The sequence below is a fragment of the Neobacillus sp. 204 genome (assembly GCF_046562815.1).
GTDB lineage: Bacteria > Bacillota > Bacilli > Bacillales > Cytobacillaceae > Neobacillus.
Genome location: NZ_JBJORY010000006.1, coordinates 42,417 through 65,190, shown reverse-complemented (window position 1 = coordinate 65,190; position 22,774 = coordinate 42,417). Strand labels below are relative to the sequence as shown.

Sequence of the window (22,774 nt, the reverse complement as noted above, 5' to 3'; positions counted from 1 at the left end):
TTGAAATCTTCTTATCCCCTCTCCCAACTAAAAGGAGGGAAAATTGATGAAGCAAGCAACAGATTTTTTGAAAATGAAGGAAAGTAATGAAAAAATTGTCATGTTAACAGCGTATGATTACCCCTCAGCTAAACAAGCAGAAGAGGGAGGGGTTGACGTGATATTGGTGGGAGACTCCCTCGGAATGGTTGTCCTTGGGTATGACTCAACCATTCCCGTGACACTGGAAGACATGATCCATCATACGAAGGCGGTTAAACGAGGGGCTAAAAATACTTTTATTCTCGCGGATATGCCGTTTTTAACCTACCATTTATCCGTAAGAGATACATTACTTAATGCTGGCAGACTAATTCAAGAAACAGGCGCACATGCGGTAAAACTGGAAGGTGCAGATGATGTCATCGAAAAAATTGCGGCTCTCACAAAAGCAGGCATCCCTGTTTGTGCCCATTTAGGGTTAACGCCTCAATCTGTGGGTGTATTAGGCGGGTATAAAGTACAAGGAAAAGATGCCGAAGCAGCAAGGAAATTGATCGATGATGCAAAGAAATGTGAGGAAGCTGGTGCATTTGCAATCGTTCTTGAATGTGTCCCCAAACAATTGGCAGAGGAAATAACACAAAGTTTATCTATTCCAATTATTGGTATCGGGGCTGGGATTGAGGTGGATGGTCAAGTGCTTGTCTATCATGATATCCTTGGCTATGGTGTTGAGCGGGTACCAAAGTTCGTGAAACAATACCATTCCGTAAATCCATTTATGATCGAATCTATCCAAGCATATGCAGCAGAAGTTAAAAATAAACAGTTTCCTGAGGATAAGCACTCGTTCACAATGAAGGAACAGGAACTGAAAGGGCTTTATGGAGGTATTAAATGAAGGTAATCACAACCATTAAGGAAATGCAGGAGGTAATATCCCAATTCAAAAGCCAAGAAAAATCAATTGGCTTTGTTCCAACGATGGGTTTTCTGCATGAAGGGCATTTAACACTTGTAAATAGAGCAAGACAAGAAAACGATATCGTCGTCCTAAGCATATTTGTGAACCCTTTACAGTTTGGACCGAAAGAAGATTATGCTGATTATCCACGTGATTTTGAGCGTGACCGTGCCCTAGCTGAAAGTGAAATGGTAGATTTTCTGTTTTATCCATCTGTAGAGGAAATGTATCCAAACGAACTTTCTGTTAAAGTTACCGTACAGGAACGGACAGATGTTTTATGTGGGAGTTCACGCCCCGGACATTTTGACGGAGTAGCTACGGTCATTACAAAGTTCTTTAACATCATCATGCCAATACGAGCTTATTTCGGTAAAAAAGATGCCCAGCAGGTTGCGGTTATTGAAGGGTTAATTTCAGATTTTAATATTCCTGTGGATCTGGTTGCGGTAGATATCATCCGGGAAACTGATGGACTAGCCAAAAGTTCTCGAAATGTTAATCTCCTGCCAAAGGAAAGACAAGAAGCACCTGTCCTATATCAAAGCCTAAAAGCAGCAGAAGCAGCCATTAATGAAGGTGAACGAGATCCTGTTAAATTAATTACTTTGATTCGCGAAAAAATTAGGAATGATTCGACTGGTGTAATTGATTATGTCCAAATCTACTCCTATCCACAATTAAAGCCATTGGAAAAATTAGAGGGTACCATTATTATTGCACTCGCTGTAAAATTTTCAAAGGTACGATTAATAGACAATTTTATTACGAATATAGATTGATAGGGAATATGAGGAAATGGAGGTAGAGGATATTGTATCGCAACATGATGAACGGAAAGATCCATCGTGCCACTGTTACAGAGGCAAATTTAAATTATGTAGGCAGTATCACAATCGATGAGGACATATTAGATGCAGTTGGAATGATTGCAAATGAAAAGGTTCAAATTGTTAACAATAATAATGGTGCACGCCTAGAGACCTATATTATTCCGGGTGAAAGAGGCAGTGGAGTCATTTGTTTAAATGGTGCAGCCGCCCGTCTTGTTCAAAAAGGTGATATCGTCATTATCATTTCCTATGCGCTGATTGCTGATGAAAAAGTAGCATCACATCAGCCAAAAGTGGCGATAATGGATGAAGACAATCGTATTAAAGAACTGATCCATGCTGAACCTGCACTCACAATTATGTAATCCCCAGTTTTGGGGATTCAAGCTGTCGAAAAACCCTCGGCAGCTTTTTATTTTATTCAATCACTTCAACAGTTTACCGCATTAATTCGTTATAATACTATTGGTATATTGACTTTAAACAGGTCTGTTGATTGGCGCTCCAGGCACTTCGCTTTCCGCGGGCGTGCCGGGGAGCCTCCTCGTCGCTTCGCTCCTGCGGGGTCTCCCCTGACCCGTACTCCCGCAGGAGTCTTCGTGCCTTCCGCACCAATCAACAGAGTGTTGTTAATAAAGACCTTCAACTCAACTTATAAATAATAAAAATAAGTGGTGAAATCAATGTTTAAGCCAAAAGAGTCTAGCCAAAGTGAATATGAATTTGTATCTATTGATGAATGGGTACCTGATGTCCATCTTCTTCGTTTGATTGATAAATATATTGATTTTTCGTTTCTTCTTGAGAAGGTCCGTCCTTATCAAAGCGATTGAAGAATGTGAGTGAACAGGCTCTTCTTACTGCAGCCTGCCAAAATATAAAAAAGATTGTGACACACTTAGCAAGGTTAGAAAAAGTGTGTTGCAATACTTTAGGTTGATTTGCCCCCCTGTTGATTGGAGCGGAGGGCACTCGACTCCTGCGGGATAGAGAGGTCACTGGAGACCCCGCAGGCGCCAAAGCGCCGAGGAGGCTCCAGGACCTCCCCGCGGAAAGCGAGTGCCCGGAGCGGAAATCAACAGGCCCATTTGCAGGCTATTTAGTTAGTTTCTGACAAAATAAAAAATTCTGAGAAAAATACCCTTTCTCGACAATCTGAATCTTCGGGGATTTTTCTTTTTTAACGAGAGTTTTATATAATATACATAAAAATTATCGTAAAGTTAATGGTAGAATCGAAAGCTCTTAGTAGTGTATACTTTTTCTTTTGAAGATAATGTGATACCGTTTTAATGAACGAAGGTTTGGGGTGTTAATAAATGCTAAATAAATTCGTCGTAATCGATTTGGAAACTACGGGAAACATTCCAAAAAGGGGTGATAAAATCATCCAATTTGCAGCTGTGGTCATTGAAAATGGAAAAATCACAGAAGAGTTTTCATCATTAATTAATCCAAAGAAATCGATACCAATATTTATTGAAGAATTAACTGGTTTGAATGATGATATGGTGAAAGATGCGCCGCTTTTTTCGGAAATAGCAGAAAAAGTTATGACTTTACTGGATGGGGCTTATTTTGTTGCCCATAATGTTTTGTTTGATTTGTCCTTTCTTCAAGAAGAATTAATCCAATCAGGCCAAGAAGGGTTCTTCGGTCCTGTTCTTGATACGGTTGAAATGGCGAGAATCCTTTATCCGACTGCAGATGGTTATAAGCTTTCTGATTTAGCGGAGCAGGAAAAATTAAGCCATGATCGGCCACATCAAGCAGATAGTGACGCACTAGTTACTGCTGAATTATTTCTCATTCTTTTAGATCGATTAACTTCATTACCAATCGTAACACTAAAACAGCTTGCTCATTTATCAGGAGGGCTGAAAAGCGATCTTCAGCAATTACTTGATGAAATCTTGGTTAATAAGGAAGACACGCCAGAAAGATTACCTGAGTCTATTGAGATTTTTAAGGAACTAGCCTTAAAAAGAATTCTAGAACCTGTTGGTTCAACAGCTGAAGAAAAAGAATATCAATATCCTGTAACTGAGGCTGAAAAAACCGCATTAGTCAGTAAGGCATTTGATGCTTTTGAGAAGAGGACTGGCCAATTTACGATGATGGATACTGTCTATCAGGCGTTTCAAAGTGAAAAACATTCTGTGATTGAGGCTGGAACGGGTGTTGGTAAATCTCTGGGCTACTTGCTGCCGATTGCCTACTTTTCAAGACAATATAGGCTTCCCATCATCGTGAGTACGCATACTATTCATTTACAAGAACAAATTCTAAATAATGAAATTCCGCTCTTGGCAAAACTTTTGCCTTTTTATTTAAACTCCGTTTTGCTCAAGGGGAGAAATCATTATCTTAGTTTAGAAAAGTTTAACCAGACACTAGCAGAGGATAACGATAATTACGATACTGGTTTAACAAAAATGCAAATTCTTGTGTGGCTGATTGAAACAGAAACCGGCGATCGCGATGAGTTAAACCTTTCCAGCGGCGGGCAAATTTTTTGGAACAAAATTAAGAACGAACCCGCTGTTTTTTCACAGAACCAAGCGTGGCAAGAAAGAGATTTTTATTTAAGGGCCAAAAGACAAGCGCAAGTAGCTGATATTATAATTACAAATCATTCTTTATTATTAAGTGACATTAAAGCAGAAGGCACAATCCTTCCTGAATTTTCTTATGCCATTATTGATGAGGGGCATCATTTTGAAAAAGCGGCAAGTCAGTTTTTTGGTCATACATTAGATTATTTATCCACCCGTCTTTTATTAGGTCAATTTGGACTTTATGATCAAAGACAGCTATTTTATGAAATGGAGAGCCTAATGGCTTCTGTACCAAAGAAAAACGATAGCATGACACCGACAATTAAGTTAAATCAACTTATGGCTGATTTAACTTTTGAAACAGATGAATTTTTTCAATTGATTGCCCATTTTGCCAGAGCCAAAATGACTAATAAAAAAGGAATAAATCGTGCCAAAGTCCGCTTTTCCGCAAATGATGAAGTAAAAGGGAAGGCAGTTGTTCATAGTGCAGAGAGGTTTTCCTTCTTACTTAAGGACCTTCATTCAGAAATCATCGAACGCCTTGAATGGATTAAAAAGGAAAGTAATTCCTTATCACGTGCGGAAGAAAATAAATTGGAAGAAATCCTTTCCTTTCAAAATGAATTAGCAGAACTTAGAAATACGGTCATCGATTCCTTTCTTAAAACAACCAACGATGTAAAATGGATTGAAATAGATATTCGATCCCCGCAAAATGTGACTACCTTTATGGCTCAGCCAGCTTTCGTTGCCGGTAAGCTAAAGGAACAATTTTTTCAACATAAAAAAGCGGTAGTTTTTACATCAGCAACGTTGACAGTAAATAAATCATTTGATTATTTCATCAAGGAAATTGGATTAGTCCCTGATTCAACCATACAAGTAAATATCCCATCTCCATTCGCATATAATCAACAGGTGCAGCTTTTAATTCCGGAGGACTTACCAGAAATAAATACTGTTTCATTAGATGACTATGTTATTTCAATAACGGAGCATATCATTACAATTGCTGAAGCAACTAAAGGAAGGATGCTGCTTCTATTTACCGCCTATGACATGTTAAAGAAAACCTATGAATTAATTAAAGAAAGTGGTTTTTTACATGACTATGCAATGATTGCGCAAGGGATAACCAGTGGAAGCAGAACAAGGCTAACCCGGAATTTCCAACGCTATGAAAAGGCACTATTGTTAGGGACAAGCAGTTTCTGGGAAGGAGTAGATATACCTGGTGAGGACTTATCTTGCCTTGTTATTGTCAGACTTCCATTTAGTTCTCCAGATGACCCTTTCACGGAAGCGAAATGTAAGTTAATTGAAAAACGCGGAGGGAATTCATTTTCAGAGTACTCGCTCCCAGAAGCGATCCTTAGATTTAAACAAGGGTTTGGCCGCCTCATTCGAACAGAAAATGATCGAGGAATAATTGTGGTCTTTGACAAAAGGATCGTAACGACCAAATACGGTAAGGCATTTTTGAAATCCATTCCTACAGTGCCCATTAATAGGGGAAAGATGGATGATTTAGTTGGAATTATCCATTCTTGGTTATGATTTGATGAATATCAAGAAGTGATGAAGAGTGCTTATTATACTGGATAAAAATTGGTAAAATGCACATCCTATTTATAGGAGGTGTGTCATGAGAACCTTACTAGTTATATTGTCCTTATTTATTCAAACGACACTCATGGTTGAAGCATCAATGCCATCATTAAATGATATTGAAAATATCGATTTAAATATTAAGGATCATGAAGTTGCAGTCACTTTTCTCGGTCTGTCTGAAGGGGAGGCAACCCTAATCCAAGGTGCAAATAATGAGAATATCTTGGTAAATGCCGGAGGGAAAGAAACGGTTGCGGAATTAGAAGGTTGGCTTTACCTTTATGATGTAAAGGATATATCTAAATTAATTCTTACAACTAACGAACTGGAACTCACAGAAAAACAATTTAACCGGTTAATTTCGAAATATCATATAAGAGAAATTATTACAACTCCTGAACTTTCTGCTGAAATCAAAAAAGAACAGGGTACAACCAATAAAGCGGCTGTTGTCTCATGGGGTGCGAGCACAAAGAAAAGAATCCTCCCTGAGATGATTGCTGTAGTTCAATTCGTGGGAAAAGACGATAATGAGGGTATGGATTTGACCCTTGAGTTTTTTAATCATCGAATTCTCCTAATGACGTCATTTACTCCACGGGCAGAGAAAACGCTCATGACGAAGGATCTGGAGAATATTAATGTTTTTAAGATACCTAAGTATGCGATGAAAGACGCTTTATCTGAAAAATTAATCGAGTATTTAAATCCACAAATTTCAATTCTGTTTGCACCAGAAGAAGAGAAGCATGACCCAGATATTCTCGTCGATCTTCATGAGTCTTGGTCAGAAATTTATTCAACAAAGAAACATGGTACAATAACGATAAAATTTACCGACTCAAATTATGAGGTCATAACGATTCCAATTGAAGCAGATGATTAAAATTAAATGAGAAAATCATCGCATCTTAGACCCGCTTTTTGCTTCTACCTGTTATAATAATGGATATGATTTATCAAAAAATGTAGAGAAATAGGAATATATTGGAGGAAAACGGATGGAAAGTAAAATAGAAGTTTTATCAACAGTGAAAATCCAGCATAGTCCGGATTTGTATAAAATTGTTGATGCCCTGAATCGAACCTTGAAACAGGAAGATCTTATGTTTGGACTTGCACTGGATCAAGAGAATCAAAATACAGCAATTTTTACGATTTATCGTACATAAAGAAGTGATTTCTAAATGAAAAAGTGGATTATTGTACTATCAATATTGGTATTAGCCCTATGTGGATTGTTGATTAAGGTGTATGTATCAGCAGTCGATCCTGTAAAAACAGCAGAGAAAAAAGCTGTCTTACTTGCGAAAAAGGAAATTTCTTTAAAAGAGGTTGAAGATTTCCATATTTATAATGGTATCGAAACTGTTAATGTCATCGAGGGGAAAAGTAAGCAGGGCGAAGAAATTATCGTGTGGATTCCTGAAAAAAGTAAGGAAATTTTCGTAAGAAAAGCGAAGAATGGGCTAACCAAAGAAGCAGCCATTCAAAAACTTCAACAAGAAAAAAGTCCAAAGAAAATCATTTCTGTTCGTCTCGGTATGGAAAAAAATATCCCATTATGGGAAATTTATTACCGTTCTAATAATAATTTAATAAATTATTATTATGTTCACTTTGATACTGGTGAATGGCTAAAAAAAATTGAAAACCTATAAAAATAGATGGAGAGCGGAGGAATTAGTATGGTAGTGGAATTAGCTAACCGTGTAAAAGCACTTACACCTTCAACGACATTAGCGATTACGGCAAAAGCAAAGGAATTAAAAGAACAAGGGGAAGATGTCATCGGTCTGGGGGCCGGTGAGCCTGACTTTAATACTCCACAGCATATTTTAGAAGCTGCCTTTCAATCTATGAATGAGGGTCATACAAAGTATACACCTTCAGCTGGCTTGCCAGCCTTAAAAAAGGCAATTTCCAAGAAATTTGAAGAGGATCAAGGATTGGCCTACAATCTTAATGAAATTATTGTTGGAAATGGAGCTAAACACGTTCTTTATACTTTATTTCAAGTAATTTTAAATGATGGTGATGAAGTTATCATCCCTACACCGTATTGGGTCAGTTATCCAGAACAAGTAAAGTTAGCAGGCGGTGTCCCAGTTTATATTGAGGGATTTGAGAAAAACCAATTTAAAGTCACACCAGAACAATTAAAAGATGCAATTACAAATAAGACAAAAGCGGTAATTATTAATTCACCTAGTAACCCAACTGGTGTCCTATATACAGCTGAAGAACTTTTGGAAATAGGCAAAGTTTGTCTTGAGGAGAACATTCTCATTGTTTCAGATGAAATATACGAAAAGCTTGTATATGGGGAAAATAAACATATTTCGATTGCTCAACTTTCTCCAGAATTAAAAGAGCAAACCATTGTCATCAATGGTGTATCTAAGTCACATTCAATGACTGGTTGGAGAATAGGGTACGCAGCAGGAAATAAAGTGATCATTGAAGCGATGACAAACCTTGCTAGCCATAGTACATCTAATCCAACAACAACTGCTCAATATGCAGCAATCGCTGCTTACAGTGGTCCACAACAGCCAGTGGAAGATATGCGGAAGGCTTTTGAAGGAAGATTAGAAATTATTTTTGAAAAACTTGTCGCAATTCCAGGTGTGACATGTGTTAAACCACAAGGTGCTTTTTATCTTTATCCCAATGTGAAAAAAGCTGCAGAGATGACAGGATATAAGAATGTGGATGCTTTCGTTGAGGCCTTACTGGTGGATGCTAAAGTTGCTGTTATCCCTGGGTCAGGCTTTGGAACGCCTGATAACATTCGACTTTCCTATGCAACTTCGTTAGAGTTATTAGAACAAGCAGTCGAGAGAATCCACCAATTTGTAGTTTCAAAATCAAGCATTGTGAATAATTAATAGTGTAAAAAGTCTGCTAATTACTGCAGACTTTTTGCTTTTAGTTACCAAAGTTGGATGCCTAATACTCTTACTCGGATAGATTGTTCATGATATACTAAAAAGGAGGTGTCCTGATTATGAAAACAAACTTATTAGCATGGATTCAAGAAGGAAACATTACTGTTCCTACATTATTATTTTCTGAATATCGCAATTTAAATTTAAATGAATATGAACTTGTTCTTTTATTAAATATTCTCACCTTTTTAGATAAGGGACATGAATTCCCTACACCAGATGAGCTTTCAGCACGAATGACGATTACCATTTCTGAATGTAACGAGATGCTCAGAAGACTGATTCAAAGAGGCTTTATTCAAATCACAGATGAATATAATAATGAAGGCATACGTTATGAGAAGTATTCTGTTGAGCCTTTATGGGAAAGATTGATAGAACAGTTCTTGAAAAATAATATAAATCATAAGGAAATGGATAAGAAGGCAGATGAAACGGACCTTTATACGTGTTTTGAGAAGGAATTTGGACGTCCGCTTTCACCCTTTGAATGTGAATCGCTGGCAATGTGGATGGATGATGACCATCATGACCCAATGATCATAAAGGCTGCTTTGCGTGAAGCCGTCATGTCGGGGAAATTAAATTTCCGCTATATTGATAGAATTCTCTTTGAGTGGAAGAAGAATGGAATAAAAACGATTGAGCAGGCAAAAAACCATGGACTTAAATTTCGTCAAAAACAACCACCTAAGGGGAATATCAAGGATGAACCCCATCAACCTACCGTTCCTTTTTACAATTGGTTAGAACAATAATTTAAATGAACGAGGGACGTATCTCTCGTTTTATTTCATTTTAATAAAAGTAGGTGATAGATATGCTAAATAATACCCAAATCCGATATTGCCTTGATCATATGGGTGAGATGTTTCCAGATGCCCACTGTGAGTTAAATCATTCGAATCCATTCGAATTAGTTATTGCTGTAGCTTTATCAGCACAATGTACTGATGTGCTAGTCAATAAAGTGACCAAAACACTTTTTGAAAAATACAAAACACCTAAGGATTACCTGAGAGTTCCACTGGAAGAGTTGCAAAACGACATCCGTTCAATTGGTCTTTATAGGAATAAGGCCAAAAACATTCAAAATTTATGTCGAATCGTATTAGATGAATATAACGGTGAAATCCCAACGGATCGTGATGAATTAACAAAGCTTCCTGGCGTTGGCAGGAAAACAGCGAATGTAGTTGTGTCGGTTGCATATAATGTACCTGCTATTGCAGTAGATACACATGTTGAAAGAGTAAGTAAACGATTAGGCATTTGCCGGTGGAAGGATTCCGTTCTTGAAGTGGAAAAAACATTAATGAAGAAGGTTCCAAAAGAAGAATGGTCGGTCACACACCACCGCCTGATTTTTTTTGGACGTTATCATTGTAAAGCTCAAAATCCTCAATGTCCAAGTTGTCCTTTAGTAGAACTTTGCAGGGAAGGAAAAAAGAGGATGAAAGGTCAGGTCGCGGTCAATGGATAATAAGGAAGTCGAGATTTCCAAGATCCTTTTGGAATGGGAAAATAGTAAAGTGCAACTCGATGCTTTATTTCATAAACGAGATAATAAAAACGCAAAAGCATTGATGGAAAAGGGAATTAAATTGTTTATTCAATTTCTGGCCAGGTCAAATGACTTGCCAGATACACTTGATAAATCAATTAATTACAAACAGTTTGAATTTAAACCTGTCAATGTAGATGAACGCTTATCCTTTATCATTTCAAGGCCAGCATTATATCATTCCTATCGGCAACTTTCAGAGTTAATGATGGAACAAGAAAAGTTGTTTGTAAAGAGAAATATACTAAAAAAAGCGTCTAAACCAAAAGGTTAGACGCTTTTTTTATACTTATTAATAAGCAAGGATTAACCAGGAGTTCCTGTATTCGTCCCATCTCCTGTACCATTGTCAACAGGGGTATCTGGTAGAATAGTTCCGTCCTCATTTCCCTGATTCCCTCCGTCACCAGTACCAGTACCAGTATCAGTCCCAGTATCAGTACCATTCCCGTTGCCGTTCCCATTGCCGTTCCCATTGCCGTTCCCGTTTCCATTACCGTTCCCATTCCCATTCCCATTCCCATTGCCAGGCGGGATGACAGGAGGGGTACCATTGCCCTGGTCGGTTTCTGGAATCGGAATTTCAAGTGTTGCAGTTGCAGGATCACTTTGTCTATCGCCACTAATCGCGATGATTGTGAAGGTGTACATCGTACCTGGTACAGCAGGAATAGTTAATGAAGTTTCTGCTGTAGTATATTGTTTTTTGTCTGTTCCGTTATCTGCTGTAATAGAGAAAGTAACATTGGCTTTTTTGGAACCATTGTATTTCCATGTTAATCCAATATTATTACTTACTTTATCATATGATGCGCTAAGACTTTTTGGAGCAGCCAGTTTGTCATATTTTGTGGAAACTCTATTTGGTGAATGACCTTTTACAGCATACTCAGTAATAATCTGACTACTAGGCGTGTATTGACTTGCTAATACCGGTGGCATTGAGCCTCTTTCAATACTTACCCTTTGAACGCTGTTTGGCATTTTAAAGTCTGGTGTATCAATATCCTTGGATACATGTTCCATTATGTTTTTAAAAATTAATTGTGCTAAGCGTTGATTATTTCCAACCGCATTGATTGGGGTACTTTGGTTTTTATAACCAGTCCAAATTGATGCTGTGTAATTGGTGGTATAACCTGTGAACCATGCATCAGGAACAGATTTGCTGCTTGGAATACCCCATTTTTGTATTTCTTCATCAGTATAGTTAGTTGTTCCTGTCTTACCGGCAATCGGAAGTCCGGGAACTTTCGCCCTTGTACCTGTACCTGGATATTCGAGGACACTTTTCAGCATATCAGTAATCATAAAAGCAGTAGAGTCCTTCATTACTACTTTCGGTTCTGGTTCAGTACTAATGACGGTACCATCACGAAGTTTGATTTTTCGAATAGCGTGTGGTTTTGTGTAAATGCCTTTATTACCAAAAGCACTGTAAGCACCAGCCATTTCAAGAGGTGATACACCCGTTTTAAAACCTCCAATAGCATAGGATTCAAAAATTTCCTTTAAAGGGATACCTAAGTCTACTGCAAAGTCTTTTGCTTTATCGAGACCAACTTGTTGCAAGGCTTGAACAGCCGGTGAATTTCGAGACAATTGCAATGCCGTTCTGATTGTCATTGGTCCCTTATAGCTTTGGTCCCAGTTTCCAAATTTTTTCCCGGAAGAATAGGTAATTGGTTTATCCTCGATCATTTCAAAGGTACCCCAATTTAAATATTCAATTGCTGGTGCATAATCTAGAACAGGTTTAATAGTTGATCCAGGTTGACGCTGGGTATCAATTGCATAGTTAAATCCACGTTTAACTTTTGGGTTTCTCCCGCCTCCAATGGCACGGATCTCTCCTGTCTTCGTATCCAGTAGAGCAACCCCGGCTTGGAAATCATCATCCGGATAGTCGATAACATCATCTTTGTTAAGAATATCCTCTACATATGACTGTGCATTGGGATCAAGTGTTGTATGGATTGTTAAGCCATCTGTAAAAATATCAAAATCAGACGTTTCTTTTACTTCATCTATTACTGCATCGACAAATGAATCAAAAGGTTTTTCTTTAACATTCCGCTCTTTTTCACTTAAGACGGTCTCTTTAACCGAAACCTTTTTCGCATCTTCCATCTCTTGCTTTGAAATAAACCCATGCTGATGCATTAACGTTAAGACGATGTTTCGTCTTTTTTCAGCTAAATCAGGATGATCGAAAGGGTTATAATTATTTGGACTTTGTGGCATCCCAGCAATTTGGGCCGCTTCAGCTAGAGTTAAATCCTTTAATTCTTTTCCATAGAAAATTTTTGCAGCAGTAGCAATACCATGACTATTTTCAGAAACATACACCTTATTTACATACATTTCGAAAATTTGGTGCTTTGTATATTGCTGTTCTAATTGATAGGAAAGCCAAGCTTCTTCAACTTTCCGCTTTAAGGTTTTTTCAGGAGTTAAAAATGAGTTTTTAACCACTTGTTGGGTAATTGTGCTGGCACCTTCAGAACCAAATCCATGTTGAATATTTGCTAGGACAGCGCCGCCTAATCGAATCGGGTCAATACCATGGTGCTTGTAAAAACGATAATCTTCTGTTGCTAAGATTGCATTTTCGACAACGGTAGGAATATCTTTATAGTTTACATATTCCCGATTAACGGCACCTACTTCCGTCACTAGTTTGTCATCTTTATCTAATATCTTCGAAGGGATTGGATCTTTTAATAATTTCGGATCAAGTACGGGAGCATCCTTAACTAAGTACGCGAAAGTACCCACACCTGCAAGTATACCAATAATACCCAGGGCCACTAATGTAAGAAAAATTTTCCTTACAAGTCCTCCAGATTTTTTCTTGGCTTTTGGTTTACTTTTAGATTGGATTTTCTTTCTGCGCTCCTCTCTTGATTGGTATTGTTCAGACATTGTAATATTCCTTCCTTTCGAGCCTTTTTCAATTGTGAAGCTTATCGATAATCTTAATATAGTCAATTCGAGGTCTAAATCCAAGTGGAATCAGATGCCCCATTTGTTCCACTTCTTCTTTGGTTATTGATTTTCTTCCTCCATTTGTCATTCTCTCCCAAAAGGTTAGCAAGTGTTTTGCTTCAAGTAAGAAAACTTGTTCATACCTTGTAAATCGAAGGATAACAAAACAAATACCTCCTTGATTAAGGACCTCTTCCATATGCTGTATTTGGTGTTGATGAAAATTCTTTAACGGAAAGGAGGTAGGATTCTGTGTTTCTTTTGCTTCGAAATCAATATACCTTCCTTTATATACACCATTATAATCAGTGGTTGAAGCTAATTTAAAATAGGCCTCTTTGATCACTGCAGCACTCCGGTTTGGATAATCTACTTGTACTATTTGTACAGGCGTTGGTTTCTTATGAATAACCGCTACTTTTCTCTCCCGGTAATATTCATTTGTTTCATTTAAATCCTCTTCAAGTGTCATACCTCTATTACTGTAAGAATTGTTTTTCTTTTTTTTTACAGGGCTTTCTGTGTTTTGTTCTTTTGGTAAGTACCTTTTTCCATTCGGATAATTAAAATTCATTTTTTACACCTCACAAGCTAATCCTTATCATATCAAATCTTAGCGAGATTGGGGTGTATAAAATACTTTTACATACACACGCTAATAACAATTGTACCGTGAATGCCAAATTTATACCTGATGCATTTTTCATAAAGGAACCAAACTATCCCATAGTACTAATAATCTATTAAAACAAGCACAAGGGAAGATGAATATGAATCATCTTACAATACAGGAACAAGCAATCATTCGTCAAATTACAGCTGAAACGAATAAAAAAAATATTGATAACATCTCTCGGACTGAAGCTTATTTTTCATTTTTTAAAAAAAATCCTGATATTATTTGGGCTTTCTTAGCAAGTATGGTTTCTAGAAATGGCGGCTGGAATATGTGTGACTTACAAGGGTCAATCTTTCCTCAATTAATAACAGACATGACGAGAAAACAGCTATTTCTCACCTATGAACGGGCAAATTGGCTTATCTTTCACGATGTCTATCCCCAGTTAATGGTCTATCAATATTCGACGAAAATGAATCGACAAATGTTTCATTTACTTCCATATTTTCATGTTTCAGCCTTTATACAAAAGGAATGGGTTCGATATTGGAAGGAAAACGATAAGAATAGACTAACTACATGTTTAATTATAAATGAGCAAAATGTCATTCAAACGCCAGTGATGGAACACCCTGTATATAAAAAAACAGTTTTCCAATCGAAGCTTTTTTCCTTTCAAGATTGGCTTCATTTCAGTTGCGTGCTGTTTCCGACCTGCGGAGGAGAACTCTATGGAGCAAGTGCAAATGGCTTCAAGTCACTTTCGAAAAGAATCAATTTAGGTAAACGGCTGGCAAGTATTCTTTTCCACCCCCGTCTCTTTCCTTACTTTTATGAGTTCGCAGAAAAGACTCCTCATACGGGTTCAAGATTTGATTATGAACAATATTTTAAAATAAAAACAGGTCAGAAAACACCTATTTTACGAGCTAGCTTTCCAGTTATAGAGCATAATCAACATAAATATGAGGATTGGAGTAAGCATCGAAGGGTATCCCCTTTGTGGCTGAATCTTCCGGTACGTCATCGACACCCCATGCATCTGACTGATTGGTACTTTGCTAAAGCAAATCAGCTTCAATTAATACTAGCTTTTCAAAAGACCATGCAGTTAAAAAAATGGAAATAGAAAAAGCAAGGATTTCCCCTTGCTTTTTCCTTGGTATTTATTCTGCTGGGCGGTTTTCACCAACAAGCTTTTTATCACCGTAGCCTGTCCCTTTTGCATCTGTTTGAGTTGTTTGCTGTTTTTTGTTTTGCTTATTATTTTTTGACATTAATAGCACCTCCAATATTAGAATGTGCGCTTTTTAATTTTTCATGCAGGTTTAGTTAGTGTCGAATATCTGAGGGGAAAATGCCATTTTACCACTACCTTTGACGAATAGCTTCTAGTTTTGTCAAGGTAGAAGGAAGCCAGAGAAAGAAAGAGAATTATACTAAATAGAAAATGCTGGGAGGGATTTTATTTATGAATAAACCATTGTCCGATAAAGAACAGTTGATTTCAATGCTTACGGAAATATATGATCAATTAGAAGAATTGGAAGTGGTGCTTGAAGCATCCTTCTCAGACCTTCGTAAAAGTATGGATAAGAACGAGCAGGATAAGATCATGGAATCAAAACAAAAACTATTTGGACTTGAACAAACTATTGATAAAGTTAACTCTATTTCTAATTTAGAATTAGCCAGCACTAATCCAAACCATGTCGCTAGAGCCTTACAACTTGAATTAGGCTATTAATTGCCGTTAAAATAACAGTAACAATTAAAGTAGCATGGAAATAACCGCATGCTGCTTTTTTATTTTTTTACATGAAAGGTATCTTCCACGATGTGTGAACAAATCATCCAATTAACAGAAAAATTATTAGCCTACAATGGCTTATTCATGAAGTATTATCAAGAGGGAAGAGAATCAGGGATCAAGCATGATTTTGATGAAGTCATAAAGCCATTTGCAAATGAGGTAAAGGAAATAAATGAACAATGGAAACTGGCGATGAGGAAATGGCTTTCTGAATCGGACTTTAAACATCTTCATCTAAAGCAAATCGATACTACTGCTGAACATATTGAACAACTTTCAATTCAAGCTTTTTTTCCAGAGACCAGCAAAACGAGGTTTATTAATGCAAATCGTACAGTAGAATATTTCCTTTTAGAAATATTGAAAGAGTTAAAAAAATAGAAAAGAGATGCAGCTGCATCTCTTTTACGTGTATTAAGAATGTTCGATGAGGGAGTCTGAATGATCTGTTTCTGGTATGACCGCGCCTTGTTTTTCAAGTTCACGGACAAGAAGACGATATTCTTTAATGTTAATATCGTTTTGAATATACGCTTTCTTAGCAAAATCCATTAATGCGTTAACATCGTCAGTTATATAATCCCTGCTTTGAATAAATTTGCTTTTTAGTTCGCGAATGTCCATATCTATTAGCTCCTCCTTCATCCTTTTTTCTATCGTATCATGAAAGTGATGGATTTCTAGTTTTTACAATATTTAAACTTTAGACAAAATTCTTGTCATTTTGACATTGGGAATCTGTTCGTAAGAGTCACCTTTCATCTCATCCCTTCATAAAGTGTAGTAGAAAAATGCGGAGGAGATGTTTGCCCATGTTTGGCAAGAAAAGACCGACCAATTACTTCAATAATGGATACTCAGGGCAAATGATGTACCAAGGTCCAGTTGGTCAGCATAGGAATCAACAGCAATTAAATAGTAATCCACCATACTTATACCAAACTCCACCTCAAAACTTTGATTGGACTGTATACCAACAACAAAATCCACAAAACCCTTATTACCAGCAAGCCTATCCGCCATATATGCAAAACTATCAACCAGGCTATGTTCCTCAAAATACATCTTACAATAGCCAGCCATTTTCACAAAAGGATTCACAATTTCTTTTCCAGAATCCACTACAACCGCAGGAAGAAATGATTCAAAAACCGCAGTACGCGCCGATGAATGGGTATCCAGTAATGAACCCATACCCTAAACAAAGTGCAATCCCCAAACAACCAGGTGGCGTACAATCTATTATGAATTCTTTTAAGTCACAGGATGGAACGGTGGATATTAATAAGATGGTAAATACAGCAGGACAGATGATGAATGCTGTAAGTCAAGTTAGCTCGCTTGTAAAAGGATTTGGTGGAATATTTAAAGCGTAGGTTGTGTTAAAGGGTATTGTTGATTCTTCCACTCTGTTGATTGGAACGGAAGGCGCGAAGACTCCTCGAAAATGCTATCGCATTTTCTTCATGCGTGGGCGAATTCAAGGAAGTAAATTCAATGTCCTGCGGGAGTACGGGGCAGGGGGACCCCGCAGGCGCTAAAAGCGCCGAGGAGGCTCCCCGCAACGCCCGCGAACCGCTCACGCCTAGAGTGGAAATCAACAGACAAGTTTAACAGCCAAAGCGTAAGAAAAAAGACGGCTAAGTGAATTAGCCGTCTTTTCATATGGAGATTTTTAGTCATCGATTTCAATAATTTTCCCTTTCTCCTGTGGAATTCGAATCTTTAATAAACCATCCCGATAGGAAGCTTTCACATTCTTTTCGTTAATAGTATGAGGAAGTGAAATGGTTCTAGATGATTTTTGTTGTAAGTATTTTCGACGATAGATCTGATTATGCTCATCCTCGGCAGTTTCAAGTTCTTTATTTTCCACAGAAATAGTTAAATAGTTTCCTGAGATATTTAAATGAATCTGTTCCCTTTTAACTCCAGGTAATTCAGCAGAGATGATATATTCGTTACCTGTCTCAATTGTGTCAACATTGAAGTTTGCCCCTGGCGGAAATGGACTTTTGAAAAAATCATCGATTGACTGTAAAAAGCCCTTGATTGGTTTTTCATTGAAAAAGTCGTTCATCGTTTTCATTAAATCCCCAAAAGATTCAGATTTAGGCTTTTTTGAATTTTTATCATTCGGCACCATAGAAGACATGTGGATTCCCTCACTTTCCAATATTTCACTCGCTAGTATATGCAGAAAAAACTGGGTAGGTGCCGCCATATAATTGCGATAATTTTTTGAACGATTTATTACAATTGCTCTAAATGTGATGTAAATCACAATAAAAGTGTGAGCTGATTAGTATAGTAAAGCAGAAATGAAATTGAAAGTGAGGAAACAACATGTTCTGTTATCAATGTGAACAAACTCCAACTGGCGGCTGTAATGTAATTGGTGTATGTGGAAAAGATGAGACTATTGCTAGTTTGCAAGACACAATTATTTTTGCCTTAAAAGGAATTGCGGCATATCGAACACACGCTAATCAATTAGGGTATACGGATTCTTTTGTAGATGCAACCACACATGAAGCTTTATACATGACGTTAACGAATTCTAATTTCAATGTTCAAGAACATATTGACATGGCGATGAAAGTCGGTAAATCAGCGGTCCGGGTAATGGAACTGCTTGATGAAGCCCATACAAACCTGTTAGGTATTCCTGAACCAATCAGGGTCAGCCAAAACAAAATTGAAGGCAAGTGCATAATTGTTACAGGTCACAACTTATTTGCTTTAGAGGAATTATTGAAGCAAACAGAAGGGAAGGGTATCAATATTTATACCCACTCAGAAATGTTACCTGCTCATGGTTATCCAGCGCTGAAAAAATATGCACATTTAAAGGGTAATATCGGAAAAGCTTGGTATGATCAGCGTCGTCTCTTTGAAAAATTTCCTGGGGCCATCCTTGCAACAACAAACTGTGTAATGCCAATTAAAGGAACATATGCAGACAGAATGTTTACATATGAAGTTGCTGGACTTGAAAATGTAGAGAAAATTATCAATGATGATTTCTCCCCATTAATTAACAGAGCGTTAGAACTTCCTGCAGCTGCCATTGATTCTGATGAAACATTACTAACTGGTTTTCATCATGAAACCGTTCTAGGCTTAGCACCAGAGGTAATTGATGCAGTCAAAGCAGGAAAAATCAAACGGTTTTTTGTCATCGCCGGCTGTGATGCGCCAGGTCCTGGCGGTAATTATTATCGTGAACTTGCCACCTCACTACCTCCAGAGACTGTTATATTAACGACTTCATGTGGTAAATTCCGCTTTAATGATGTGGATTATGGGGTTGTGCCAGGAACGAATATCCCACGGTATATCGATTTAGGCCAATGCAATAACTCTGGATCCACAGTTAAAATTGCGCTCGCGCTTGCAGATGCATTCGGCTGTGAAGTGAATGAACTTCCAGTAAGCATTGTTTTATCATGGTTTGAGCAAAAAGCAGTCGCGATTTTACTGGGTCTATTTAGTCTCGGCATACAGGATATTCGAATTGGACCAAAACCACCAGAATTTATTTCTGAAGGGGTTTTACAGGTTCTCAAGAATACTTTTAATCTAAAATTGATTGGTACTGCTAAAGAAGACATGGAAGACATGCTTCAACTATCAGTAAAATAATCATAATAAAACCGCAGCAGAGGTTATGCTGCGGTTTTACTGTTATACTAAATGAATCTCTTCCATTAGAATATTTACGTCTACGACCATGTTGCCTTCATCATCTACTTCTATTAATTCATCCTTTTTCATTTTGGTCAGCGTCCTGCTAATCGTTTCTCTAGTTGTACCAATCATATTAGCAAGATCCTTGTTTGTGAATTCGGATTTTAAAAGAATCGTCCCATCTTCTTGTTCTTTCCCGTGCTTTTGGGCAAGTCGGATCAAAAGTTTAACGATTTGTTCATAGGTATTATTAAGAATCTGCTCTTCTAAACGGTTTTGTAAATCGACAATTTTCTCTCCTAATACTTTGAACACTTTAATACATAACTCAGGGTTTTCAATTAAAACAGTTTCAAATTTGGAAATTGGAATAGTAATTAGTGTTGAAGACTCCAGCACTTCCGCATAGGCTGGATAATCTCCTTTTCTGAAAAAACCAACATGAGGAAACATCTCGCCCTTTTTTGCAATCGCGACAATTTGTTCCTTGCCATTAATGTCACTTTTGTAGATTTTGATTTTACCATCATAAATAAAATAGACATTCTCCAGCGGGTCACCTTGGAGAAAAACATGGCTCTGTTTTTTCCATTCTCTAGCAATGGCGATATCAGTGATTTTTGTTAGTTCAAAATCATTTAATTCACGAAAAAGAGTAAAATCCGCGAGAACCTTTTTTATTTCTTCAATCTTCATTCAATCACCTTCACAGTCATAGTCAGTTATTATTATTGTAACAAAAAAATTTAAAAATTGTTTATGATATTCATTTTAATAGTTAAGAAATGTTCAGAGATAATTTATTATAAAGGAAAAAGATACCACCAGAATAATAGCATAAAATAAATATTTATACTTTTGCTGCGAACGTTCATTCGGGTAGAATAGATGTAATGAGGTGAAGTTCATGAAGTTAAGAAAAAATTTACAAGATATCTTAACAGACTTAAAAATAAATGACCAATTCAACGAAAATATTGTTACTTGGCACACAATCGAAGAAAAGCAGGCTCAAACTGTCCCTCTTCCTGATGACCTCCATACAGTTTTAAAATCTGCTCTTAATGGCAGGGGAATAGAACAGCTTTATACACACCAAAACGCTGCCTATGAAAAAATTATGGAACGAAAAAGTATTGTTGCAGTGACACCTACAGCTTCAGGAAAAACCCTTTGCTATAATCTGCCAGTCTTGCAAACGATTCTCGCAAATCCAAGTGCACGCGCTCTTTATATGTTTCCTACTAAGGCACTTGCACAAGATCAAAAGAGTGAAATCAATGAAATTATTCAAACAGCAGGGGTAGACATTAATAGTTATACGTACGACGGGGATACGCCGGCAAATATTCGCCAACGAGTGAGACAAGCAGGGCATGTGGTGATTACTAACCCAGATATGCTTCATTCTGCCATTCTGCCTCATCATACAAAATGGGTTTCTCTGTTTGAAAACCTTAAATTTGTTGTTATCGATGAACTTCATACTTATCGCGGCGTATTTGGCAGCCATGTGGCCAATGTCATTAGAAGGCTAAAACGGATTTGTAAATATTATGGAAGCAACCCTGTGTTTATCTGTACATCCGCAACCATTGCGAATCCACTTGAGTTAGCAGAAACTTTAACGAATGAAAAGATGAACCTGATCGATAACAACGGGGCACCGAGTGGTACTAAGCATTTTCTATTTTATAACCCTCCCATTGTAAACAAGCCATTAAATATTAGAAGAAGTGCGACGCTTGAGGTCCGAAAAATTGCAGGGGAACTTTTAAAGAACAAAATTCAAACGATTGTTTTCGCAAGAAGTAGGGTTAGAGTCGAAATTATTTTGACCTATCTGCAAGAATTAGTGAAAAATCAATTGGGTTCAAAATCAATTATGGGCTACCGAGGCGGTTATCTCCCAACGGAACGCAGGAAAATTGAAAAAGGTCTCCGTTCGGGTGAAATTTACGGGGTTGTCAGCACCAATGCTCTTGAGCTAGGAGTGGATATTGGACAGTTGCAAGTATGTATCATGACCGGCTATCCTGGTACCATATCCAGTGCTTGGCAACAGGCTGGAAGAGCGGGAAGAAGGCATAGTGAGGCACTAGTCATTATGGTGGCGAGTTCTAGTCCGCTTGATCAATATATTATACAGAATCCTGACTACTTTTTTAATAAAAGCCCTGAAACTGCAAGGATCAATCCAGATAATCTAATTATTCTAATCGATCATATGAAATGTGCTGCATATGAACTCCCGTTTAAAACAGGAGAGCAATTTGGAAATCTGGAAACAGAGGAACTCCTAGAATACTTAACAGAAGAACGTGTTCTATATCATAACGGTGGCAAGTGGTATTGGATGAATGATTCCTTTCCTGCCCATAACATTAGTTTGCGGTCTGCATCACAGGAAAATGTAATAATAGTTGATCAATCAGATGTAGCCAATGTTAAGGTCATTGGTGAAATGGACCGCTTTTCTGCGATGACGCTTCTCCATGATGAAGCGATTTATTTACATCAAGGTACTCAATTCCAGGTGGAAAAACTCGATTGGGAAGAGAAAAAGGCGTTCGTGAGGGAAGTGGATGTTGACTATTTTACAGATGCTAATTTAGCGGTTCAATTAAAAGTTTTAGAAGTGGACAAACTTCAATCATTAGTTGATGCAGAGTTTGGCTATGGGGATGTAAGTGTAAGAGCTATGGCAACCATTTTTAAAAAAATAAAATTTGAAACACACGAAAACATTGGGTCTGGACCGATCCATCTGCCTGAAGAGGAGCTGCATACAAATGCTGCTTGGATTTCCTTAAACCAACCGCTGGCAGAAATGGGGCATGAGCGACTCGAACAGGGTCTTGTTGGAACGGCACATGCACTAAACCATATAGCACCTTTATTCGTAATGGCAGACCCTCAGGATATACATGTCATCCCGCAAGTAAAAGCGGACCATAACGAAAAGCCAACCATTTTCTTTTATGATCGTTACCCAGGTGGGATTGGCTTAAGCGAAAAAATACATTCTGGGATGACAGAAGTATTTGCGGAAACAAAGAAAATGATTACTGGCTGTCAGTGTAAATTTGGCTGCCCGTCCTGTATTGGCACGGACACCGTTAGTGAATCAGCCAAACAGGATGCCTTAAAAATAATTGAAGCATTTTTAAAATCCTCCATATAGGAGAAGGAAGATGA

Annotated in this window: 23 protein-coding genes; 18 read left to right on the top strand and 5 right to left on the bottom strand. The window is 37.6% G+C overall.

The annotated features are described in order from the left end of the window. Nucleotides 1-46: 46 nt before the first annotated feature. From panB to ACJ004_RS13460, 12 genes are all read left to right on the top strand, one after another. Complete coding sequence (panB, locus tag ACJ004_RS13515) at nucleotides 47-883, top strand: 3-methyl-2-oxobutanoate hydroxymethyltransferase (RefSeq protein ID WP_410893566.1); 837 nt, start codon at nucleotides 47-49, stop codon at nucleotides 881-883. Continuing rightward, nucleotides 880-1,728 carry a pantoate--beta-alanine ligase gene (gene panC, locus ACJ004_RS13510; protein ID WP_410893565.1) on the top strand — a complete coding sequence of 283 codons (849 nt, stop codon included), beginning with the start codon at nucleotides 880-882 and terminating at the stop codon, nucleotides 1,726-1,728. Before panB ends, panC begins: the two co-directional genes overlap by 4 nt. Before the next feature lie 32 nt (nucleotides 1,729-1,760). Then, nucleotides 1,761-2,144: an aspartate 1-decarboxylase gene (gene panD, locus ACJ004_RS13505; protein ID WP_410893564.1), complete on the top strand. Its 384-nt coding sequence runs from the start codon at nucleotides 1,761-1,763 to the stop codon at nucleotides 2,142-2,144. A gap of 318 nt (nucleotides 2,145-2,462) precedes the next feature. Beyond that, on the top strand, nucleotides 2,463-2,612 hold the full coding sequence (locus ACJ004_RS13500) for a hypothetical protein (protein ID WP_410893563.1): 150 nt from the start codon (nucleotides 2,463-2,465) through the stop codon (nucleotides 2,610-2,612). A gap of 486 nt (nucleotides 2,613-3,098) precedes the next feature. Next, nucleotides 3,099-5,897, top strand: coding sequence for an ATP-dependent DNA helicase DinG (gene dinG, locus ACJ004_RS13495; RefSeq protein WP_410893562.1), 2,799 nt, complete (start codon nucleotides 3,099-3,101; stop codon nucleotides 5,895-5,897). A gap of 88 nt (nucleotides 5,898-5,985) precedes the next feature. Then, nucleotides 5,986-6,837, top strand: a complete 852-nt coding sequence (locus ACJ004_RS13490; RefSeq protein WP_410893561.1) for a ComEC/Rec2 family competence protein — start codon at nucleotides 5,986-5,988, stop codon at nucleotides 6,835-6,837. Nucleotides 6,838-6,952: 115 nt separating this feature from the next. Next, nucleotides 6,953-7,123, top strand: a complete 171-nt coding sequence (locus ACJ004_RS13485) for a YpmA family protein (protein ID WP_081825341.1) — start codon at nucleotides 6,953-6,955, stop codon at nucleotides 7,121-7,123. A gap of 15 nt (nucleotides 7,124-7,138) precedes the next feature. Next, the gene (locus ACJ004_RS13480) at nucleotides 7,139-7,612 is read left to right on the top strand and encodes a cell wall elongation regulator TseB-like domain-containing protein (RefSeq protein WP_410893560.1); all 474 of its coding nucleotides are present in this window, start codon (nucleotides 7,139-7,141) and stop codon (nucleotides 7,610-7,612) included. Between the two features lie 27 nt (nucleotides 7,613-7,639). Then, entirely contained in the window at nucleotides 7,640-8,842 is a 1,203-nt protein-coding gene (locus ACJ004_RS13475) for a pyridoxal phosphate-dependent aminotransferase (protein WP_410893559.1), read from the top strand. 119 nt (nucleotides 8,843-8,961) lie between these two features. Continuing rightward, on the top strand, nucleotides 8,962-9,660 hold the full coding sequence (locus ACJ004_RS13470; RefSeq protein WP_410893558.1) for a DnaD domain-containing protein: 699 nt from the start codon (nucleotides 8,962-8,964) through the stop codon (nucleotides 9,658-9,660). A 62-nt stretch (nucleotides 9,661-9,722) separates the two neighbouring features. Next, nucleotides 9,723-10,385 (top strand): endonuclease III, encoded by a 663-nt coding sequence (gene nth / locus ACJ004_RS13465; RefSeq protein WP_410893557.1) that lies wholly within the window; start codon nucleotides 9,723-9,725, stop codon nucleotides 10,383-10,385. Then, nucleotides 10,378-10,740 (top strand): YpoC family protein, encoded by a 363-nt coding sequence (locus tag ACJ004_RS13460; protein WP_410893556.1) that lies wholly within the window; start codon nucleotides 10,378-10,380, stop codon nucleotides 10,738-10,740. Before nth ends, ACJ004_RS13460 begins: the two co-directional genes overlap by 8 nt. A gap of 32 nt (nucleotides 10,741-10,772) precedes the next feature. Here the strand turns inward: ACJ004_RS13460 and ACJ004_RS13455 are convergent, their stop codons facing one another. Then, nucleotides 10,773-13,391, bottom strand: a complete 2,619-nt coding sequence (locus ACJ004_RS13455) for a transglycosylase domain-containing protein (RefSeq protein ID WP_410893555.1) — start codon at nucleotides 13,389-13,391, stop codon at nucleotides 10,773-10,775. Between the two features lie 28 nt (nucleotides 13,392-13,419). Next, nucleotides 13,420-14,028, bottom strand: coding sequence for a Holliday junction resolvase RecU (gene recU / locus ACJ004_RS13450; RefSeq protein ID WP_410893554.1), 609 nt, complete (start codon nucleotides 14,026-14,028; stop codon nucleotides 13,420-13,422). 196 nt (nucleotides 14,029-14,224) lie between these two features. On the opposite strand from recU, the gene ACJ004_RS13445 reads away from it, so the two are divergent. From ACJ004_RS13445 to ACJ004_RS13435, 3 genes are all read left to right on the top strand, one after another. Continuing rightward, nucleotides 14,225-15,202 (top strand): DUF2515 domain-containing protein, encoded by a 978-nt coding sequence (locus ACJ004_RS13445; protein ID WP_410893553.1) that lies wholly within the window; start codon nucleotides 14,225-14,227, stop codon nucleotides 15,200-15,202. Nucleotides 15,203-15,544: 342 nt separating this feature from the next. After that, a complete protein-coding gene (locus tag ACJ004_RS13440) occupies nucleotides 15,545-15,820 on the top strand; it encodes a hypothetical protein (RefSeq protein ID WP_410893552.1) in 276 nt (91 codons plus the stop codon). 90 nt (nucleotides 15,821-15,910) lie between these two features. Next, complete coding sequence (locus ACJ004_RS13435; RefSeq protein ID WP_410893551.1) at nucleotides 15,911-16,267, top strand: DUF1798 family protein; 357 nt, start codon at nucleotides 15,911-15,913, stop codon at nucleotides 16,265-16,267. Nucleotides 16,268-16,300: 33 nt separating this feature from the next. Here ACJ004_RS13435 and yppF read toward each other — a convergent pair whose 3' ends face one another. Further along, nucleotides 16,301-16,510 carry a YppF family protein gene (gene yppF, locus ACJ004_RS13430; RefSeq protein WP_410893550.1) on the bottom strand — a complete coding sequence of 70 codons (210 nt, stop codon included), beginning with the start codon at nucleotides 16,508-16,510 and terminating at the stop codon, nucleotides 16,301-16,303. 188 nt (nucleotides 16,511-16,698) lie between these two features. Here yppF and ACJ004_RS13425 point away from each other — a divergent pair, with 188 nt between their 5' ends. Further along, the gene (locus ACJ004_RS13425; protein ID WP_410893549.1) at nucleotides 16,699-17,262 is read left to right on the top strand and encodes a YppG family protein; all 564 of its coding nucleotides are present in this window, start codon (nucleotides 16,699-16,701) and stop codon (nucleotides 17,260-17,262) included. 299 nt (nucleotides 17,263-17,561) lie between these two features. Here the strand turns inward: ACJ004_RS13425 and ACJ004_RS13420 are convergent, their stop codons facing one another. Next, nucleotides 17,562-18,041, bottom strand: a complete 480-nt coding sequence (locus ACJ004_RS13420; RefSeq protein ID WP_410893548.1) for an Hsp20/alpha crystallin family protein — start codon at nucleotides 18,039-18,041, stop codon at nucleotides 17,562-17,564. A 191-nt stretch (nucleotides 18,042-18,232) separates the two neighbouring features. On the opposite strand from ACJ004_RS13420, the gene hcp reads away from it, so the two are divergent. Beyond that, complete coding sequence (gene hcp, locus ACJ004_RS13415) at nucleotides 18,233-19,531, top strand: hydroxylamine reductase (protein ID WP_410893547.1); 1,299 nt, start codon at nucleotides 18,233-18,235, stop codon at nucleotides 19,529-19,531. A 42-nt stretch (nucleotides 19,532-19,573) separates the two neighbouring features. Here the strand turns inward: hcp and ACJ004_RS13410 are convergent, their stop codons facing one another. After that, complete coding sequence (locus ACJ004_RS13410; RefSeq protein ID WP_410893546.1) at nucleotides 19,574-20,272, bottom strand: Crp/Fnr family transcriptional regulator; 699 nt, start codon at nucleotides 20,270-20,272, stop codon at nucleotides 19,574-19,576. 211 nt (nucleotides 20,273-20,483) lie between these two features. Between ACJ004_RS13410 and ACJ004_RS13405 the strand changes: the two genes are divergently transcribed. Further along, entirely contained in the window at nucleotides 20,484-22,760 is a 2,277-nt protein-coding gene (locus ACJ004_RS13405) for a DEAD/DEAH box helicase (protein WP_410893545.1), read from the top strand. Nucleotides 22,761-22,774 lie beyond the last annotated feature (14 nt).

Coding starts and splice junctions, on each gene's coding strand:
- panB (WP_410893566.1), top strand. CDS start 47: ATGAAGCAAGCAACAGATTTTTTGAAAATGAAGGAAAGTAATGAAAAA.
- panC (WP_410893565.1), top strand. CDS start 880: ATGAAGGTAATCACAACCATTAAGGAAATGCAGGAGGTAATATCCCAA.
- ACJ004_RS13500 (WP_410893563.1), top strand. CDS start 2,463: ATGTTTAAGCCAAAAGAGTCTAGCCAAAGTGAATATGAATTTGTATCT.
- dinG (WP_410893562.1), top strand. CDS start 3,099: ATGCTAAATAAATTCGTCGTAATCGATTTGGAAACTACGGGAAACATT.
- ACJ004_RS13490 (WP_410893561.1), top strand. CDS start 5,986: ATGAGAACCTTACTAGTTATATTGTCCTTATTTATTCAAACGACACTC.
- ACJ004_RS13485 (WP_081825341.1), top strand. CDS start 6,953: ATGGAAAGTAAAATAGAAGTTTTATCAACAGTGAAAATCCAGCATAGT.
- ACJ004_RS13480 (WP_410893560.1), top strand. CDS start 7,139: ATGAAAAAGTGGATTATTGTACTATCAATATTGGTATTAGCCCTATGT.
- ACJ004_RS13475 (WP_410893559.1), top strand. CDS start 7,640: ATGGTAGTGGAATTAGCTAACCGTGTAAAAGCACTTACACCTTCAACG.
- ACJ004_RS13470 (WP_410893558.1), top strand. CDS start 8,962: ATGAAAACAAACTTATTAGCATGGATTCAAGAAGGAAACATTACTGTT.
- nth (WP_410893557.1), top strand. CDS start 9,723: ATGCTAAATAATACCCAAATCCGATATTGCCTTGATCATATGGGTGAG.
- ACJ004_RS13460 (WP_410893556.1), top strand. CDS start 10,378: ATGGATAATAAGGAAGTCGAGATTTCCAAGATCCTTTTGGAATGGGAA.
- ACJ004_RS13455 (WP_410893555.1), bottom strand. CDS start 13,391: ATGTCTGAACAATACCAATCAAGAGAGGAGCGCAGAAAGAAAATCCAA.
- recU (WP_410893554.1), bottom strand. CDS start 14,028: ATGAATTTTAATTATCCGAATGGAAAAAGGTACTTACCAAAAGAACAA.
- ACJ004_RS13445 (WP_410893553.1), top strand. CDS start 14,225: ATGAATCATCTTACAATACAGGAACAAGCAATCATTCGTCAAATTACA.
- ACJ004_RS13440 (WP_410893552.1), top strand. CDS start 15,545: ATGAATAAACCATTGTCCGATAAAGAACAGTTGATTTCAATGCTTACG.
- ACJ004_RS13435 (WP_410893551.1), top strand. CDS start 15,911: ATGTGTGAACAAATCATCCAATTAACAGAAAAATTATTAGCCTACAAT.
- yppF (WP_410893550.1), bottom strand. CDS start 16,510: ATGGACATTCGCGAACTAAAAAGCAAATTTATTCAAAGCAGGGATTAT.
- ACJ004_RS13425 (WP_410893549.1), top strand. CDS start 16,699: ATGTTTGGCAAGAAAAGACCGACCAATTACTTCAATAATGGATACTCA.
- ACJ004_RS13420 (WP_410893548.1), bottom strand. CDS start 18,041: ATGTCTTCTATGGTGCCGAATGATAAAAATTCAAAAAAGCCTAAATCT.
- hcp (WP_410893547.1), top strand. CDS start 18,233: ATGTTCTGTTATCAATGTGAACAAACTCCAACTGGCGGCTGTAATGTA.
- ACJ004_RS13410 (WP_410893546.1), bottom strand. CDS start 20,272: ATGAAGATTGAAGAAATAAAAAAGGTTCTCGCGGATTTTACTCTTTTT.
- ACJ004_RS13405 (WP_410893545.1), top strand. CDS start 20,484: ATGAAGTTAAGAAAAAATTTACAAGATATCTTAACAGACTTAAAAATA.